We start from the raw sequence: 16947 nt of genomic DNA, 5'->3' as shown, positions 1-16947 counted from the left end.
AGAACTGTAATCGGCCATGCTAAATGGCGATTGGGGCGAAAACCAATGTGTTTTCTATAAAATTATTTGTATCAATTCATAAATTTTCAATACGATGTATGTAGTAAAAAGAGACGGACGACGTGAGCCTGTAATGTTTGATAAGATTACAGACAGAGTTAGAATTCTATGCTATGGGTTAAACGATTTGGTTGATCCTGTAAAAGTAGCTATGCGAGTTATTGAAGGTTTATACGATGGTGTAACCACATCAGAACTGGATAACCTGGCTGCCGAAACAGCAGCGTCAATGACGGTTTCTCACCCGGATTTTGCACAGTTGGCGGCGCGAATTGCCGTGTCGAACCTGCACAAAAACACCAAAAAATCATTCTCGGAAACCATGACGGATATGTATCAGTACGTAAATCCGAGAACCAACCAGGAATCACCGTTGATTTCGGATGAGGTTTATGAAGTGATCATGGCCAATGCCGAACGATTGGATTCCACAATTATCTATAACCGGGATTTTAACTACGATTATTTCGGATTTAAAACTCTGGAGCGTTCTTATTTGTTGCGTATCAACGGACAAATCGTAGAACGTCCGCAACATATGTTAATGCGTGTTTCCGTAGGGATTCACCTTAATGATATCGAATCGGCTATCGAGACCTACGAGTTGATGTCGAAAAAGTTCTTTACGCATGCAACGCCAACGTTGTTTAATGCCGGAACACCAAAACCACAAATGTCGTCTTGTTTCCTGTTGACCATGCAGGATGATAGTATCGACGGAATTTACGATACCTTAAAACATACGGCTAAGATTTCACAATCGGCCGGAGGAATCGGTTTGTCAATCCACAATGTACGCGCTACCGGTTCGTATATCAGAGGAACAAACGGAACATCCAACGGTATTGTACCGATGTTGCGTGTGTTTAACGATACCGCACGATATGTTGATCAAGGTGGTGGAAAACGTAAAGGTAGTTTTGCAATTTATGTAGAGCCATGGCATGCCGATATCTTCGATTTCCTGGATTTACGTAAAAACCACGGAAAAGAAGAAATGCGTGCACGTGATCTTTTCTATGCGATGTGGATGAACGATTTGTTTATGAAACGCGTTCAGGAAGATGCACAATGGACCTTAATGTGTCCGAACGAATGTCCGGGATTATATGATGTATATGGCGACGAATTTGACGCGATGTATGTCGCTTATGAAAATGCCGGAAAAGGTAGAAAAACCATAAAAGCCCGTGAGCTTTGGGAGAAAATCCTGGAATCACAAATCGAAACCGGTACGCCATACATGCTTTATAAGGATGCGGCCAACCGTAAATCAAACCAGAAAAACCTGGGAACGATTCGTTCTTCGAATCTTTGTACCGAAATTCTGGAGTATACTTCAGCCGACGAAATTGCGGTTTGTAATCTGGCTTCCATATCACTTCCGATGTTTGTGGAAAACGGAGAATTCAATCATACACTACTTTACGATGTTACCAAACGCGTAACCCGTAACCTGAATAAAGTAATCGACAGGAATTACTATCCTGTTAAAGAAGCCGAAAATTCCAATATGCGCCACCGTCCGGTAGGATTGGGTGTACAAGGTCTGGCCGATGCTTTTATCTTATTGCGTATGCCGTTTACCGGTGATGCTGCTAAAAAATTAAATCAGGAAATTTTCGAAACCATGTATTTTGCGGCTCTGACTTCGTCTATGGAAATGGCAAAAGAAGAGGGACCGTATTCGACTTTCGAGGGTTCTCCGATTTCAAAAGGAGAATTCCAGTACAATCTTTGGGGATTGAACGATGGTGATTTAAGCGGTCGTTGGGATTGGGCAAGCCTGCGAAAAGAAGTGATGCAAAACGGAGTGCGTAACTCCTTGTTGATGGCGCCGATGCCTACCGCTTCGACATCACAAATCTTAGGAAACAACGAAGCTTTCGAACCATATACATCCAATATTTATACCCGTCGTGTATTATCCGGTGAGTTTATCGTGGTAAACAAACACCTGTTACAGGATTTGGTAAATCTGGGCTTGTGGAACGAAAACCTGAAACAGGAAATCATGCGTGCCAACGGATCGATTCAGAATATCGATATCATTCCTCAGGAGATCAAAGAACTGTATAAAACAGTTTGGGAAATGAGTATGAAAGATATTATCGATATGTCCCGTCAGCGTGGTTACTTTATCGATCAGTCGCAATCGTTAAACCTTTTTATGGAAGGTGCGACTTTTGCAAAATTAACATCAATGCACTTCTACGCATGGCAGTCCGGATTAAAAACGGGAATGTACTATCTGAGAACGAAGAGTGCTGTCGATGCGATCAAGTTTACATTAAACAACGAGGTGAAGCAGGAAACACCAGCAAAAGAGGAAGAAATCGCTGTAGATGAATTCCGCGCGATGTTGGAGCGTTCCAGAAATGCAGAACCGGACGATTGCGAAATGTGTGGTTCATAATCTGAAAAAACAATGATATAAAACAGCTGTCTTTTGAGATGGCTGTTTCCTTTTTAAGCCAAATTGTATTTGTACATTTGTTCACAACTTAACTAAAATCGTATCGCTTGAGTACTTTATATTTTACCGACAGGAGTAATGTGAATCTGGAAGATGTTGTTTTTAATGAAGCCGTTTCAGGACAGATCAACCAGTTTTTAAAAGAATATCATTTCCGCGAAGTATTGGAACGCTATGAATTGCCGGTGGTGAATAAAATGCTGCTCTACGGAAAAACGGGTTGCGGAAAAACGATGACTGCCAAGGCGATTGCCAAAAAGCTGGATAAAAAGATTATTATCGTAAATCTGGCGAGTATTGTTTCGTCCAAATTGGGGGAAACGGCCAAAAACATCGAGGGCTTGTTTAAAGAAGTGCTGTATGAAAGTGCTGTATTGTTTTTCGACGAATTCGATTCGTTGGGACAAATACGCGATTATGATAATAAGGACAGTAGCGAAATGAAACGCGTGGTGAATGCCATCTTACAGCTGATCGATAATTTTCCAAAAAAATCGATACTCATCGCGGCAACCAACCAGATTCAGATGATTGACGAGGCTTTGGTACGGAGATTCGAATTAAAACTGGAGTTTACACTTCCGTCGCGCGACGTACTCGATACGTATTACAACAACCTGTTGTCAAAATATCCGGCCGAATTTTGTAAGTTGGAACGGATTTACGAGGTGTCGTTTGCCGAAGCGAAAAATCATGTATTTACAGCGGTAAAAAATAATATTATTCAGGCTGAAATCGAAAAACAACAAAATAACTAGATCCCGTTTGGGAATTTAAAATACACTCCTATGATGCATTGGGAACAATTACTGTCATTAAAAAAACAGGGCGATACAAGCAAGCGTTTGCGAAAGGAACAGGACGATACCCGTTTGGGGTTTGAAGTAGACTACGACCGAATCATCTTCTCATCGGCATTTCGTGGTCTGCAGGATAAAACGCAGGTGATACCCATGTCAAAAACCGATTTTGTGCATACCCGACTTACACATAGTTTGGAGGTTTCGGTTGTGGGACGTTCGTTGGGACGTTTGGTCGGAAAGAAAATCCTCGAAAAATATCCCCATCTAAAAGAAATTCACGGTTTCCATATGAACGATTTTGGAGCTATCGTCGCGGCGGCGGCATTGGCGCACGATATCGGAAATCCGCCTTTTGGACATTCGGGTGAAAAAGCAATTGGTGAGTATTTTAAAACCGGAAAAGGATTCAAATATAAAGAACATTTGGAGCCTAAAGAATGGCAGGATCTGATCGATTTCGAAGGGAATGCCAATGGTTTTTCGGTACTTACGGGTTCACGTCCGGGTAACGAAGGTGGTTTGCGAATTTCGTATGCGACCTTAGGGGCTTTTATGAAATACCCGAAAGAAAGTCTGCCGAAAAAACCGACATCCAATATCGCCGATAAAAAGTTTGGTTTTTTTCAGACGGATAAAGTGTTTTTTGCTGATGTGGCGACCGAGTTAGGGCTTATTCCAAATAAAAAAGGCAACGATATCGGTTTCGAAAGACATCCGCTGGCGTTTTTGGTTGAAGCGGCCGATGATATCTGTTATACCATTATCGATTTCGAAGATGGAATTAACCTTGGATTAGTGAATGAAGACTTCGCACTGGAGTATTTGGGAAAGCTGGTTGGACAGATTGATAAAAAGAAATATAGTAGCTTGATCACTAAAGAAGATCGGATTAGTTACCTACGGGCATTGGCGATTAGTAGTTTGATTGGCGATGCGGTTCGTGTGTTTCTCGAAAATGAAGAAGCGATTCTCGAAGGGAAGTTTCATGCGGCGCTGATGGATAAAAGTCAGTATAAAGCGCAGATGGATGATATCCTTGAAATTAGTAGAAAAAATATTTACCAGAGTAACGAAGTGATCGAAAAGGAAATCATGGGATATCAGGTGATCAATACGTTATTGGATAAATTTTGTACGGCGTATAACAATAAGTTCGAAGGAACAGCTACCAATTACGATCAGTTGTTGCTAAAATTACTTCCGGAAAAATTCGTAACCGAAAAAATGAGCCTGTACGAACGACTCATGCACATCTGTCATTTTATATCCATGTTAACTGACGGTAAAGCCTTACAAATTTTTAACATAATTAAAGGTTAAGTGTGATATTATTGATAAGTTAGCAATATTTTTTTGTTAAGTTGAATAAAATTATAATTTTGTGAAACTTGAATTAAAAAGCTAACTAAAAAAATTATGAAAAAAACTACCCTAATGATGCTGCTATTGGCTAGTAGCGCAGGGTTTGCACAATCTCAAAATGAGCAAATCCAACGCTATCTAACCAATAACCATCAAAAGTTAGGCTTATCCCGACAAGATGTCGCGGATTGGTTTGTGGAAAGTGAAGCGAGTTCTTCAACAACGAATATCAATAACTACTACGTAAAACAGCGCTATAAGGGAATTGAGATTTTTAATGCGGTAACCAACTTTTCAGTTAAAAACGGAGAAGTAGTTAATGTCGGAAACCGTTTTATAGCAGATGTAGCAGCAAAAATCAATACCCAGACACCGGTGCTATCGGTAACAGACGGATTGTTAAAGGCGCAAACCCATTTAAAAGTGCCTGCTTTCAGTTCGCAGATTGCTACTAAAATCAGTGATAAAGAATATAAATTAACTAACGGAACGTTAACGGATGATCCGGTTAGTGCAGAGCTTGTTTTCCAGCAAATGGAAGACACTTCCCTGCGACTGGCCTGGGATTATACGTTCTATACGTCCGATTATAAACATTTGTGGAGTGTTCGGATTGATGCGGTAAACGGTGCGATGCTGGAAAATTTTGATTTGGTATTGAGCTGTAATTTCGGTGATGCGAATCATAAAGAACACAACCATACCATCAACTTCAGCAGCAAAGCATTTAAAGATGCAAGTGCATTGGCTCAGGTACAGGGTGGATCGTATCGCGTTTATCCTTATAATGTGGAAAGTCCGAACCACGGAAACCGCGAATTATTAGCGTCACCGCATAACGCCTTGGCTTCTCCTTACGAATGGCATGATACCAATGGTGTTGCCGGTCCGGAGTTTACCACTACAAGAGGTAATAATGTTTGGGCAAAAGAAGATATTGCCGGAAATAACGCGACTACTGGAGTGAGCCCGAACGGTGGTTTAAGTTTGACTTTTGACTTCCCTTACGGCGGAACCGGTGTAGCGGCATCGACCTATACCAGTGCGGCTACCACGAATCTGTTCTATATGAATAATATCATGCACGATATTATGTATCAGTACGGGTTTAATGAAGCCAATGGTAACTTCCAGCAAAATAACTATGGTCGCGGTGGAACCGTGACTTTTAACGGAGATCCTGTTTTAGCAGATTCTCAGGATGGTAGTGGTACAAACAACGCGAATTTCTCCACTCCGGCTGATGGTCAGTCGCCACGTATGCAAATGTATTTGTGGAATGTAGGGCCACGACCTAACTTTTTCCGTATAAATTCACCAGCGTCTTTGGCTGGAGCCTATTTTGCAGTAGATAATAACTTTACAAGCGGTCACGTAGCAGTGCCAGCGGCACCAGCAGGAATTACAGCCGATTTAGCTCTTTTTGACGATGGTGTTCCGGATAATGCCGATGCTTGTACCGCAGCCATCAACGGAACGCAGTTAGCGGGTAAAATCGTTTTGGTTCGCAGAGGATCTTGTGATTTCGTAAATAAAGTAATGTTTGCTCAAAATGCCGGTGCCGTGGCGGTTATCGTCGTGAATAATCTGGATGAATATATGGTTATGGGTGGTGCAAATGCAGGCATCACGATCCCGGCTATTTTGGTAAGTCAGTCGGTAGGAAATGCGATAATTGCCGGTATGCAATCCGGAGCGGTTAATACGACCTTATCTTATGAAACGGTTAACTTCGTGAATTCGGATGGTGATTTTGATAATGGGGTGATTTCACACGAATATGGTCATGGTATTTCTTCCCGTTTAACCGGTGGACCAGCTAATCCGAGCTGTTTAACCAGTACAGAGCAAATGGGTGAAGGTTGGTCGGATTTCTTCGCGTATTTATTACAAATCAAAGCGGGTGATTCTCCGGTTACCGGAAAAGGAATTGCAACTTTCCTTGCCAATCAGCCTACGAATGGAGTAGGAATCCGTCAATATAAATATTCAACCGATTTTGGAATCAATCCACTTACATATGGCGATACCAACGGTTTATCCTATACCGATCAGAATGGTACGTTACGAGTTGATGTGCACGCGGTAGGAACCGTTTGGGCTACTATGTTATGGGATTTAACATGGGCCTATATCAACAAATATGGCTATGATCCGAATATCTATACCGGAACTGGTGGTAATAATAAAGTTTTACGTTTGATCATCGATGCGTTAAAATTACAACCGTGTAATCCTTCGTTTGTTTCCGGAAGAGACGCGATTATCGCAGCTGATCAGGCGACAACCGGTGGGCAGAATTACTGTATGATTTGGGACGTTTTCGCCAGAAGAGGTTTAGGCGTACATGCATCAGCAGGTATGAATAGTGGTGTGGCTGCAATCAACGACCAGGTGGAAGATTTTACAACGCCTCCGCAAGGACCAAACTGTACGATGGCTGTAGATTATTTTGAAAATAAAGATATGATCAAGGTATATCCAAACCCATCTAACGGAACGTTTAATGTGTTTATCGGAAACTATACCGGTAAAGTATCGTTACAGGTGTTTGATATAAACGGAAGAAATGTATACAGTCAGAAAGTGGAAGATTTCAATGTTGAAAAAACAATCAACCTGAAAGGATTACAATCAGGAATGTATATTCTTAAAGTTGAAGGTGATAATTTAAATCATACCCAAAAGGTTATATTGAATTAATTCTAAAATAAAAAAGGTTCCGAAAGGAACCTTTTTTTATATCTTAAAATGTGTAACTCAAACCGATTCCTAATAGTTGTTTAAACTGGATTTTAGGTCCCTGAGTAACCTGTACACCGTCGATCTCTTTTTTCGATTTGATATCATCGTCATAAACAAGATTCGTGCCGATATTGGCCTTTACATATTCGTTAACGACTAGATCCAGTTGTAACTGCCAGTCAACATCAATATTGCCAAAATTATTCAGATAATCGGTATAAAGGCTTAAACGATGGTCGAGGAATATGTTTTTGTAGACTTCGGTTTTCCATTGGTTGGTAACTAAAATACCGACTTCCGTTCGTGATCTTTTACCGTGGGTAATCAGATTTCCGGCTTCGTCGTAGATCGCTTTGTCAACCCCAAAAGCACCTTGATCGGCTAAACGCTGATCCAATACCAATGTAGTTTTTTGAGTTAAAGGTGAAAAATAAGCATTTAGCTTTTGTTCCTTATTGGAATACTCGGCTCCGACACCCAGAAATAAATAGGCCGGCGCAAAGGCTTTGGAAATCGCCAGATCGGTATTCGGATAGGCATATCCGCTGGTAAACTGCGTATTGAAATTTAGTTTCGCACTGTGGTACCAGTTCGAAATACTATCGTGACGGTAACCAAAGGTTGAATTGAACTGAATCGCGTCATCGGTCTTCCGAAGTTCACGCTCTTCCTGCTTGTTAACGCCATAGCGTACGATGAGTTCATTTTTCCACTTCACATTACCTTTGACATAGTTTCGTAAAAAAGCGCCCTTTAAAAGGCCTGAAATGGAATTGTTTCCTCCAACGCTCCAGTTGATAAAAGCGATTTGGCTAAAATCAAGTCCGACACTGTTTTTTTTGTGCCAGTAGGAGGTGGTGTCGGGAATTGTAGTTCTTACTACGTCTTGTGCATTACTTTTCTGAATGGCTAAAATAAAAAGTAATCCGATTAGATACGGAGTAATCTTCATGGTAAATCTAGTTTTTAATTTTCTTTAGTTTGGCAAATGAGGTTAAAATCAATAACTTGAAAATAGCGTTATCAGACTGTTAACATCAATTTTGCATTTTTTTTGCTGCTCAATAACTGTGCCGTGCTCAATAAACTCGTCTGGAATGCCCAGTGTTTTAACACTTAGCCCGGTATAATGAGCACTTACATATGCCGCAATAGTACTTCCGAAACCGCCTAATACGGATCCGTCTTCTATCGTAATCAGTTGTTTGTGGCTGTTACAGATTGCTTCCAGAGTTGCAATGTCCAATGGTTTTATAAACGGAAAATGATAATGGGAAAACAAATCGCGATTTTCTGTTTGTTCCAAAGCCTGTAATACATTGTTTCCTATGGTTCCGGTGGATAAAATGGCAATTTTGCTACCTTTCGAAAGTCTTCGGGCTTTACCGATTTCAATTTTTTCGAACGGAAGTTGCCAGTTTTGAACATAACCTCTTCCTCTCGGATAACGTATTGCTATCGGATGATCCAGTCCTAATTGTGCGGTATACATACCGTTTCGGAGTTCAATTTCATTTATAGGGGCAAATAAAATCAGATTGGGAACACAATTCAGGTAAGCAATATCGAATACGCCCTGATGCGTAGCGCCATCTTCACCAACCAGGCCGGCTCGGTCCAGACAAAATATAACGGGTAAATTCTGTAAGGCCACATCGTGAATGACCTGATCGTAGGCGCGTTGCAGGAAAGTGGAATAGATATTACAAAAGACAACCATTCCCTGGGTGGTCATTCCGGCAGCCAGTGTCACGGCATGTTGTTCGGCGATCCCTACATCGAAAGCGCGGTCCGGAATTTCGTCCATCATAAATTTAAGCGACGAACCGGTGGGCATAGCCGGGGTAATCCCGATGATACGTTCGTTTTGACGGGCCAGTTCGACTAACGTCAATCCGAATACATCCTGGAATTTTGGCGGCAGGTTTTCCTCCAAACGAGGGAGAATCTCTCCGGTTGTTTTGTCGAATTTACCCGGAGCGTGATAACGAACCTGGTCTTTTTCGGCCTGTTCGAGTCCTTTTCCTTTTGTGGTGGTAATATGCAGGAATTTTGGTCCTTTTTTATCTTTTAATCGGATCAGTTCTTTAATCAATAATGGAATATCATGACCGTCGATTGGTCCGGAATAATCAAAGTTTAACGAACGGATCATGTTGTTGTCCCTTGGATTGCTTCCATCTTTTACGGATGTCAGATATTCTTTTAAAGCGCCTACACTTGGATCGATCCCAATGGCGTTATCGTTTAGAATTACGAGTAAATTGGCATCGGTCACACCGGCATGGTTGAGACCTTCAAAGGCCATTCCGGAGGCAATTGAAGCATCGCCCACAACAGCGATATGTTGTTTTTCGACAGCTCCTTGTAACCGGGAAGCTATGGCCATTCCCAAAGCGGCCGAAATAGCTGTGGAGGAATGTCCAACGCCAAAAGTATCGTAAATACTTTCGCTGCGATTCGGGAAACCGGAAATACCGCCCAATTGACGGTTGGTGTGGAATACCGCGGCACGCTCGGTCAGGATTTTATGACCGTAGGCCTGATGTCCAACATCCCATACCAGTTGGTCGTCCGGAGTGTTAAAAACATAATGTAGGGCTATGGTCAGTTCTACAACTCCTAAACTCGCACCCAAATGACCTTCCTTTGTCGATACAATGTCGATGATAAACTCACGCAGTTCCTGTGCCAGAACCGGAAGTTCCGCAATAGGGAGCTTGCGTAAATCGGTGGGAGATAGTATGTTTGATAAGAGTTTTGCTGCCATGGTGCAAAGGTACAATTTGAAATTGTATTTTTGTTTTTATGGAAAACATTTTCACGGACGATTATTTTATGAAAAAGGCACTCCAGGAAGCGGAGATTGCTTTCGAAAAAGGAGAAATTCCGGTCGGAGCTATTGTGGTTGTCGACAATCGGGTAATTGCCAGAAGTCATAACCTGACGGAGTTGTTAAACGATGTTACGGCACATGCCGAAATGCAATCGATTACAGCGGCGGCCAATTTTTTGGGCGGGAAATACCTGAAAGACTGTACGCTTTACGTAACACTGGAACCGTGTCAGATGTGCGCCGGAGCATTGTATTGGAGTCAGATTTCAAAAGTGGTTTACGGTGCATACGACGAGCACCGTGGCTATCGCAAGATGGGAGCGCAACTGCATCCGAAAACAACTGTGGTAACCGGTGTTATGGAACAGGAGTGCGGGGCTTTAATGAAGGCTTTCTTTCAGAAAAGACGCTAATTATAGACATAAAAAAACCGCTCCGTTTCACAACGAGCGGTTTGGATTTATTTAATTTCACTTCCATCTTTGTCGAAGAAGTGATATTCTAAGTACGTGTAAGCGTCACGAGGTATAACTTTCACCCATTTTTTATGTTCAAAAAACCATTTTGAACGTAATGATGGAAAACCTTTAGTTATATAGGCAGCCACAAAGGGATGCGCATTTAGAACCACTTTTTTGTGATCCTTAAAAATTCGTTCTAGATCAGCCGATATTTTATCAATAATCAGGATAGGAGCTTCAATTTCCCCGTTTTCATTATTCGGGTTTTCTTCTCTTGTTTTGATATTAACTTCGGGTCTGACTCTTTGTCTAGTAATTTGAATTAATCCAAATTTGCTAGGAGGCAAGATTTTATGTTTCGCTTTGTCATCGCTCATTTCCTCTCGTAAGAAATCGTAGAGCACTTTACGGTTATCAGGATTTGACATATCGATAAAATCGATTACAATGATACCACCCATGTCGCGCAATCGCAATTGTCGGGCTATTTCGGCCGCAGCAATCAGATTTACTTCTAAGGCAGTGTCTTCCTGGTTTTGCGCTTTGTTGGAGCGGTTACCGCTGTTGACGTCAATTACGTGTAAAGCTTCGGTGTGTTCTATGATTAAATAAGCTCCTTTGCTCATAGAGACCGTTCTTCCAAAAGACGTCTTAATTTGTCGCTCTATATTGTATTTCTCAAAAAGAGGTAACTCTTTCGATTGATAATGCTTAACAATAGATACTTTAGCAGGAGCTATTTCTTGCAAATACTCCTTCGTTTGATAATACAGATCCTCATCATCGATATGAATACCGGTAAAGGTATCATTAAAGACATCGCGTAGTATTGAGGACGCTCTGTTGAGTTCGCCTAATACTTTTGAAGGATGATGAGCTGTAGGGATTCGCTTACACATTGTGGTCCATTTGTCCAACAAATTCTGTAAGTCTTTGTCGAGTTCAGCTACTTTTTTGCCTTCTGCTACTGTTCTGACAATAACACCAAATCCTTTTGGTTTGATAGATTGAACCAAACGTTTTAATCTATCTTTTTCTTCTTTCGATTCGATTTTTTGAGAAATCGAGATACGATCCGAAAAAGGAACTAAAACAACATATCGCCCGGCCAGTGAAAGTTCAGAACTTATTCGTGGCCCTTTGGTGGATATGGGTTCTTTAACTACTTGAACTAAAATTGACTGATTGGCGCTTAACACGTCGGATATAGCACCATCCTTGTCGATCTCAGGTTCAAAAGGAAAGTTTTTTAGGGAGAAATCTTTTATTTTACCTGCGCTTACAAGTTTGATGAATTTCATTAGAGAAGATAGGTTCGGACCCAAATCATGATAATGTAAAAAGGCATCTTTTTCGAAACCTACATTTACAAAGGCTGCATTCAATCCTGCTACGGGTTTTCGGATTTTGGCAATAAAAATATCACCTACCTGAAAGCCGTTTTTTTCGCCCTCTTCTCTGTGCAATTCAATTAGTTTTCCATCTTTTAATAAGGCAAAATCTACCGCTTCTGAACTGGATCGGATAATTAATTCCTTGTTCACATGGTACATTTTTATCCATACAATAATAACAACTATCAAAATAGTGCTACCAGCGTACAGATGGATTAAACATTAAATTTACAGGTTTTACCCGGGAAACCATAATTGGAATAATAAGTGTGATAGCTAGAAACGATTGGTTTGTAGTTAAAAACTTACTGATTTACTCCGTTTTTTATGATTTCAATTTCAATGAACTTTAAACTTTAAAAAGAAAAAAGTAGTTTTAAACTACTTTTTCTTCTTATGACGGTTAGCTCTCGCTCTCTTTTTACGTTTGTGAGTTGCTACCTTATGTCTTTTTCTTTTTTTACCACTTGGCATAAATTGTAGTGTTTAGAGTGATTAATAAATTAGTTAACTTTTACTTCAGTATTCGTTTTCACGCCATCAACAAAAACTTTTGCTGGTTTGAAAGCCGGGATGTTGTGGGCAGGAATCTTAATTGTAGTATTTTTAGAGATGTTTCTACCGGTTTTCTCAGCTCTTGTTTTGATGATAAAGCTACCAAAACCTCTTAAGTATACGTTGTCACCAGTTTCTAATGAGTTTTTTACTTCGTCCATAAAAGACTCAACTGTTGCTTGTACATCTCCTTTTTCTAGACCCAATTTCTCGGAAATTTTCGCTACGATGTCTGCTTTCGTCATTTTCTTTCGTATTTATATTGATGTGTAATTTTTTGAGTTTGCAAATATAGGAATTAAAAATACAATATTTCAACCTTAATCGATTAAAATTTAATTACATAAAGTTTTATTTTTGTATCCTAATTTTTTATAATGGATTTTTCTAACTCGTTAATCCAGTGGTATTTGCGGTCTAAGCGCGATTTGCCATGGCGAAAAACGGCGGATCCCTATCGTATATGGCTGTCTGAAATCATGTTACAACAAACGCGAGTTGCGCAAGGTTTGCCGTATTTTTTAGCGTTTGTTGAAGCCTTTCCAACTGTTTTTGATCTGGCAACTGCCGATGAAGAAAAAGTGCTAAAACTCTGGCAGGGTTTGGGCTACTATTCGAGGGCGCGAAATCTGCATGCTACGGCACAATATATCGCCTTTGAGCGAAATGGGGTGTTTCCCGAAAATTACGAAGGGCTTTTAAAGTTAAAAGGAGTAGGGGAATATACCGCAGCGGCAATTGCATCTATTTCTTATGGAGAGCCGGTTCCGGTGGTCGATGGGAATGTGTTTCGTGTATTGGCGCGGTATTTTGATGTAGAAACGGATATTGCTTCTCCGGCGGCAAAAAAAGAATTTAAAGCCTTGGCAGCCGAATTGTTGCCGGTAGATAAAGCATCGCTGTTTAATCAGGCGATGATGGAATTTGGTGCTTTACAATGTGTGCCTAAAAATCCGGATTGTACTTCGTGTGTGTTTAATGACAGTTGTGTGGCCTTGCAAAAGAAGAAAGTGGATCGTCTTCCGGTAAAATTAAAGAAAACAAAAGTTACCAATCGCTATCTGAATTATATTCTGTTTGTCGATCCATCCGGGAAAACGGTTGTCCAAAAAAGACAGGATAAAGGTATCTGGTTCGGATTGTACGAATTTCCGTTGGTTGAAACAGCAGCTGATATACATCGCGATGTTATGCCGGAGCAACTTATAAAAAGTGTCACAATTCCGGAGGGAGGTCGTTTGCAGGAGTTACGTCTTTTAAACGAAAAACAAATTCTTCATAAGCTTTCGCACCAACATTTGCATATTTATTTTTGGGAGTTAAAGACAACCGATACAATATCAGGCAGTTTGTCATGGGATGATGTTGAGAAGCTTCCATTTCCTATTGTGATATATAATTTTATCACAGAGTACGTAATAAATAAATAGATTTAGTATATTTGAGTTAATAAATAGGTACGAGCCATGAACGGAACGGTAAATAAAGTCATGTTAATTGGACATTTGGGAGATGATGTAAAAATGCATTATTTCGAAGGAGGTAATTGTATTGGACGTTTTCCTCTTGCAACCAATGAGGTGTATATTAACAAAACGACAAACGAAAGAATCACTTCTACAGAATGGCATAATCTTGTGGTGCGCAATAAGGCGGCTGAGATATGCGAAAAATATCTTTCAAAAGGTGATAAGATTTATGTGGAAGGCCGTATCAAATCCAGACAATGGCAAGCCGAAGACGGTACGACAAAGTACACTACCGAAATCCAGGTAACCGAATTTACCTTTTTAACAACGAAAAAGGAAATCGAAAACAATAAACCGGGTTTCCCGACTTCGGGCGATACTTCAAAACCATCATTTGATTCACCGGGTACACCGATGCAAAATGATGATATGCCGTTTTAATTGTTTAACTAATTCTGTTTGATTTGGACCCAGGCCCCGTCAGTTTATTAAGTACTATAGATTTTAACCTTATATTTCTAATTACAGGAATACTATTCCTGTTGTTCTGCTCTGCACTGATATCCGGCGCCGAAACCGCACTTTTCTCACTTACTAAAAAAGAAATCGAAAGCCTGATAGCGATCGACGCTGTCCGGGGAAAACAAATCGGGCGCTTACTGGAAGCGCCTAAAAAATTGTCGATGACTTTTTTGGTGGCGAATAACTTTGCCAATATTACGATCGTGGTTTTGTTTTCCTATCTGGGCGATCGGGTTTTTTCCGAATTGATGGCGATCGGGACTAAAACGCTGCTGGAAATCGCATTGGTAGCGGTATTGATTCTTTTCTTTGGAGAGGTACTGCCTAAAATGTATGCGACCCGAAATAATGTCAAATTTGCTCAGGGTGTTAGCCGTTTAGTGGTTTTTTTAGACAAACTGCTTACGCCGGTAAGTATTCCACTGCGAAAAATCATTATCTATCTGCATAAAAAAATCGGAAGAGAAAAAGAAAGTTTTTCAGTGGATCAGTTATCACAGGCGTTGGAGATGACCGATTATGGCGATACCACCAAAGAAGAACAAAAGATACTGGAAGGAATTGTGAACTTTGGAAATACCGAAGCCCGACAGGTAATGAGTCCGAGAATTGATGTATTTGCGCTGGATATGGAAGATTCCTTTTCGGAAATTGTAGCGCAGATCGTAGAAAAAGGGTATTCCCGTATTCCGGTTTTTAAAGAAGATATTGACCATATTGAGGGTGTTTTGTTCGTAAAAGACCTACTTCCTCATATCGATAAAGCTGATTTTGAATGGCAAAAGTTGCTTCGGGAACCGTTTTTTGTGCCTGAAAATAAAAAACTGGATAACCTTTTAAAGGAATTTCAGGGTATGAAAAATCACCTGGCGATTGTTGTTGATGAATATGGCGGAACTTCCGGAGTGATTTCATTGGAAGATATTCTGGAAGAAATTGTTGGGGATATCAGTGATGAATTCGACGATGAGAATATTGTCTTTTCACAGATCGACACCAAAAACTTTTTGTTTGAAGGTAAAATCAGCCTTAAGGATTTCTATCGGATTGTACCGGTAAACGAAGAGGTTTTCGAAACCAGTAAAGGAGAATCGGAAACACTGGCCGGATTTATTTTGGAGATTTCGGGAAATTTTCCCAAAAAGCATCAGAAAATAAATTTTGCAGATTGTATATTTACCGTCGAATCGGTAGACAAACGCCGAGTCAAACAAATTAAAGTGACCTTGCTCGATGAATAGAATACTTAAAAATACTGCTTTTGCATTGTTGGTGGCTACAGGATCGTTGTTTACGGCTTGTAAAGGCGACACTGTGCCAAAGCCAAAAGCATATCTTAGTCTGGAATATCCAAAACCGGAATATACACCTTTTAACGATGGATGTGCGTTTACTTTTGATGTGAATAGCCGGACTAAGATCAATAAAAAAGGAGTGTGCGGATTCGATATTAATTATCCGAATATGAAAGGAACGATTTATATCGATTATAAGCCGGTTAATAATAATATTGATGTCTTGTTACGGGATGCGCAAAAACTGACCTATGAACACGTGATCAAAGCCGATGATATACAGGAGCAGCCTTTTATTAATGGAAGAGAGAAAGTATACGGAATGTTTTATCAGGTTGGTGGTAATGCGGCAACTAATGCTCAGTTTTATGTGACCGATAGTACCCGACATTTTATAGTAGGATCGGTATATTTTTATACCAAACCCAATTTCGACTCGATAATGCCGGCGGCAAGTTATATTAAAAACGATATGCGCAGGATCATGGAAAGCCTGCGATGGAAATAAAAAAGCGCCCGGAAGAGGCGCTTTTTTTATATCGGAGAGCTTTTGATTACGCTTTCTTTGGTTCTTCTTTCATGTTCGACACTTTATAGGTCTTTCCGTCGGCAACGCCTTCAACCGTTTGTGTTAGTGACGAAGCCGATTGTTTGTTGGCGTCGAATTCAACGGTAGCTGTTTTGGTTTCGAAGTCAACTTTTGCAGAAGTTACACCATCCAAACGGCCTAATTTGTTTTCGATCGTAGCGGCACAACCCATTGCACAAGTCATTCCTTCGATGTTAAAACTTGCCGTTTCCATTTTGGCGGCAACATCTTTGGTGTTCTCGGTAGCTACCGTTCCTTCGGCAGTATTTTTCTCTTCTTTTTTACAGCTAACCAATGCAAATGCGGCAAATGCAAATACGGCTATTTTTTTTGTGATATTCATAAGGACTATTTTAAGATTAAAAAGCTCTTTTGGAGCG

14 protein-coding genes are annotated in these 16947 nt (G+C 40.5%); 9 read left to right on the top strand and 5 right to left on the bottom strand.

All coding sequences use genetic code 11. The annotated features are described in order from the left end of the window. Positions 1-94: 94 nt before the first annotated feature. The 4 genes from AAFN64_RS15125 (at position 95) to AAFN64_RS15110 (ending at position 7404) form a co-directional block, all read left to right on the top strand. Complete coding sequence (locus AAFN64_RS15125) at positions 95-2476, top strand: ribonucleoside-diphosphate reductase subunit alpha (protein WP_347761087.1); 2382 nt, start codon at positions 95-97, stop codon at positions 2474-2476. A gap of 107 nt (positions 2477-2583) precedes the next feature. Further along, the gene (locus AAFN64_RS15120; protein WP_347761086.1) at positions 2584-3294 is read left to right on the top strand and encodes an ATP-binding protein; all 711 of its coding nucleotides are present in this window, start codon (positions 2584-2586) and stop codon (positions 3292-3294) included. Positions 3295-3327: 33 nt separating this feature from the next. Beyond that, positions 3328-4659 (top strand): dGTP triphosphohydrolase, encoded by a 1332-nt coding sequence (gene dgt, locus AAFN64_RS15115; protein WP_347761133.1) that lies wholly within the window; start codon positions 3328-3330, stop codon positions 4657-4659. A gap of 96 nt (positions 4660-4755) precedes the next feature. Beyond that, on the top strand, positions 4756-7404 hold the full coding sequence (locus AAFN64_RS15110; protein WP_347761085.1) for a T9SS-dependent M36 family metallopeptidase: 2649 nt from the start codon (positions 4756-4758) through the stop codon (positions 7402-7404). A 43-nt stretch (positions 7405-7447) separates the two neighbouring features. Here the strand turns inward: AAFN64_RS15110 and AAFN64_RS15105 are convergent, their stop codons facing one another. Next, entirely contained in the window at positions 7448-8398 is a 951-nt protein-coding gene (locus tag AAFN64_RS15105; protein WP_347761084.1) for a DUF3078 domain-containing protein, read from the bottom strand. A gap of 48 nt (positions 8399-8446) precedes the next feature. Continuing rightward, complete coding sequence (locus tag AAFN64_RS15100) at positions 8447-10216, bottom strand: 1-deoxy-D-xylulose-5-phosphate synthase (protein ID WP_347761082.1); 1770 nt, start codon at positions 10214-10216, stop codon at positions 8447-8449. 38 nt (positions 10217-10254) lie between these two features. Here AAFN64_RS15100 and AAFN64_RS15095 point away from each other — a divergent pair, with 38 nt between their 5' ends. Beyond that, positions 10255-10695, top strand: a complete 441-nt coding sequence (locus AAFN64_RS15095) for a nucleoside deaminase (RefSeq protein ID WP_300486926.1) — start codon at positions 10255-10257, stop codon at positions 10693-10695. 47 nt (positions 10696-10742) lie between these two features. On the opposite strand, the gene AAFN64_RS15090 is transcribed toward AAFN64_RS15095, so the two are convergent. Both AAFN64_RS15090 and AAFN64_RS15085 read right to left on the bottom strand, forming a co-directional pair. Beyond that, the gene (locus AAFN64_RS15090; RefSeq protein ID WP_300486929.1) at positions 10743-12296 is read right to left on the bottom strand and encodes a ribonuclease E/G; all 1554 of its coding nucleotides are present in this window, start codon (positions 12294-12296) and stop codon (positions 10743-10745) included. A 344-nt stretch (positions 12297-12640) separates the two neighbouring features. Further along, positions 12641-12937 (bottom strand): HU family DNA-binding protein, encoded by a 297-nt coding sequence (locus AAFN64_RS15085; protein WP_136403768.1) that lies wholly within the window; start codon positions 12935-12937, stop codon positions 12641-12643. A gap of 132 nt (positions 12938-13069) precedes the next feature. Here AAFN64_RS15085 and mutY point away from each other — a divergent pair, with 132 nt between their 5' ends. From mutY to gldD, 4 genes are read left to right on the top strand one after another with little or no spacing between them, the layout of a single operon-like run. After that, positions 13070-14122 carry an A/G-specific adenine glycosylase gene (mutY, locus tag AAFN64_RS15080; protein ID WP_347761080.1) on the top strand — a complete coding sequence of 351 codons (1053 nt, stop codon included), beginning with the start codon at positions 13070-13072 and terminating at the stop codon, positions 14120-14122. A gap of 36 nt (positions 14123-14158) precedes the next feature. Beyond that, on the top strand, positions 14159-14602 hold the full coding sequence (gene ssb, locus AAFN64_RS15075) for a single-stranded DNA-binding protein (RefSeq protein WP_136403770.1): 444 nt from the start codon (positions 14159-14161) through the stop codon (positions 14600-14602). A gap of 23 nt (positions 14603-14625) precedes the next feature. Further along, positions 14626-15924 (top strand): gliding motility-associated protein GldE, encoded by a 1299-nt coding sequence (gene gldE / locus AAFN64_RS15070; RefSeq protein WP_347761078.1) that lies wholly within the window; start codon positions 14626-14628, stop codon positions 15922-15924. Then, complete coding sequence (gldD, locus tag AAFN64_RS15065; RefSeq protein ID WP_300486939.1) at positions 15917-16486, top strand: gliding motility lipoprotein GldD; 570 nt, start codon at positions 15917-15919, stop codon at positions 16484-16486. The genes gldE and gldD overlap by 8 nt, the downstream gene beginning before the upstream one ends. Before the next feature lie 46 nt (positions 16487-16532). Here the strand turns inward: gldD and AAFN64_RS15060 are convergent, their stop codons facing one another. Next, entirely contained in the window at positions 16533-16910 is a 378-nt protein-coding gene (locus AAFN64_RS15060; protein ID WP_347761077.1) for a heavy metal-associated domain-containing protein, read from the bottom strand. Positions 16911-16947: the final 37 nt, after the last annotated feature.

The sequence above is a fragment of the Flavobacterium sp. CAU 1735 genome, assembly GCF_039888695.1.
Lineage (GTDB): Bacteria > Bacteroidota > Bacteroidia > Flavobacteriales > Flavobacteriaceae > Flavobacterium.
Note: the sequence above shows the minus strand (reverse complement) of the source record. Positions and strands in the feature narration are given on the sequence as shown.

Bases quoted from the DNA above. Each gene is read 5' to 3' on its own strand.
- AAFN64_RS15110 (WP_347761085.1), top strand. From the start codon at position 4,756: ATGAAAAAAACTACCCTAATGATGCTGCTATTGGCTAGTAGCGCAGGG.
- ssb (WP_136403770.1), top strand. From the start codon at position 14,159: ATGAACGGAACGGTAAATAAAGTCATGTTAATTGGACATTTGGGAGAT.
- AAFN64_RS15090 (WP_300486929.1), bottom strand. From the start codon at position 12,296: ATGTACCATGTGAACAAGGAATTAATTATCCGATCCAGTTCAGAAGCG.
- mutY (WP_347761080.1), top strand. From the start codon at position 13,070: ATGGATTTTTCTAACTCGTTAATCCAGTGGTATTTGCGGTCTAAGCGC.
- gldD (WP_300486939.1), top strand. From the start codon at position 15,917: ATGAATAGAATACTTAAAAATACTGCTTTTGCATTGTTGGTGGCTACA.
- AAFN64_RS15100 (WP_347761082.1), bottom strand. From the start codon at position 10,216: ATGGCAGCAAAACTCTTATCAAACATACTATCTCCCACCGATTTACGC.
- dgt (WP_347761133.1), top strand. From the start codon at position 3,328: ATGCATTGGGAACAATTACTGTCATTAAAAAAACAGGGCGATACAAGC.
- AAFN64_RS15125 (WP_347761087.1), top strand. From the start codon at position 95: ATGTATGTAGTAAAAAGAGACGGACGACGTGAGCCTGTAATGTTTGAT.
- AAFN64_RS15105 (WP_347761084.1), bottom strand. From the start codon at position 8,398: ATGAAGATTACTCCGTATCTAATCGGATTACTTTTTATTTTAGCCATT.
- AAFN64_RS15060 (WP_347761077.1), bottom strand. From the start codon at position 16,910: ATGAATATCACAAAAAAAATAGCCGTATTTGCATTTGCCGCATTTGCA.
- AAFN64_RS15085 (WP_136403768.1), bottom strand. From the start codon at position 12,937: ATGACGAAAGCAGACATCGTAGCGAAAATTTCCGAGAAATTGGGTCTA.
- AAFN64_RS15095 (WP_300486926.1), top strand. From the start codon at position 10,255: ATGGAAAACATTTTCACGGACGATTATTTTATGAAAAAGGCACTCCAG.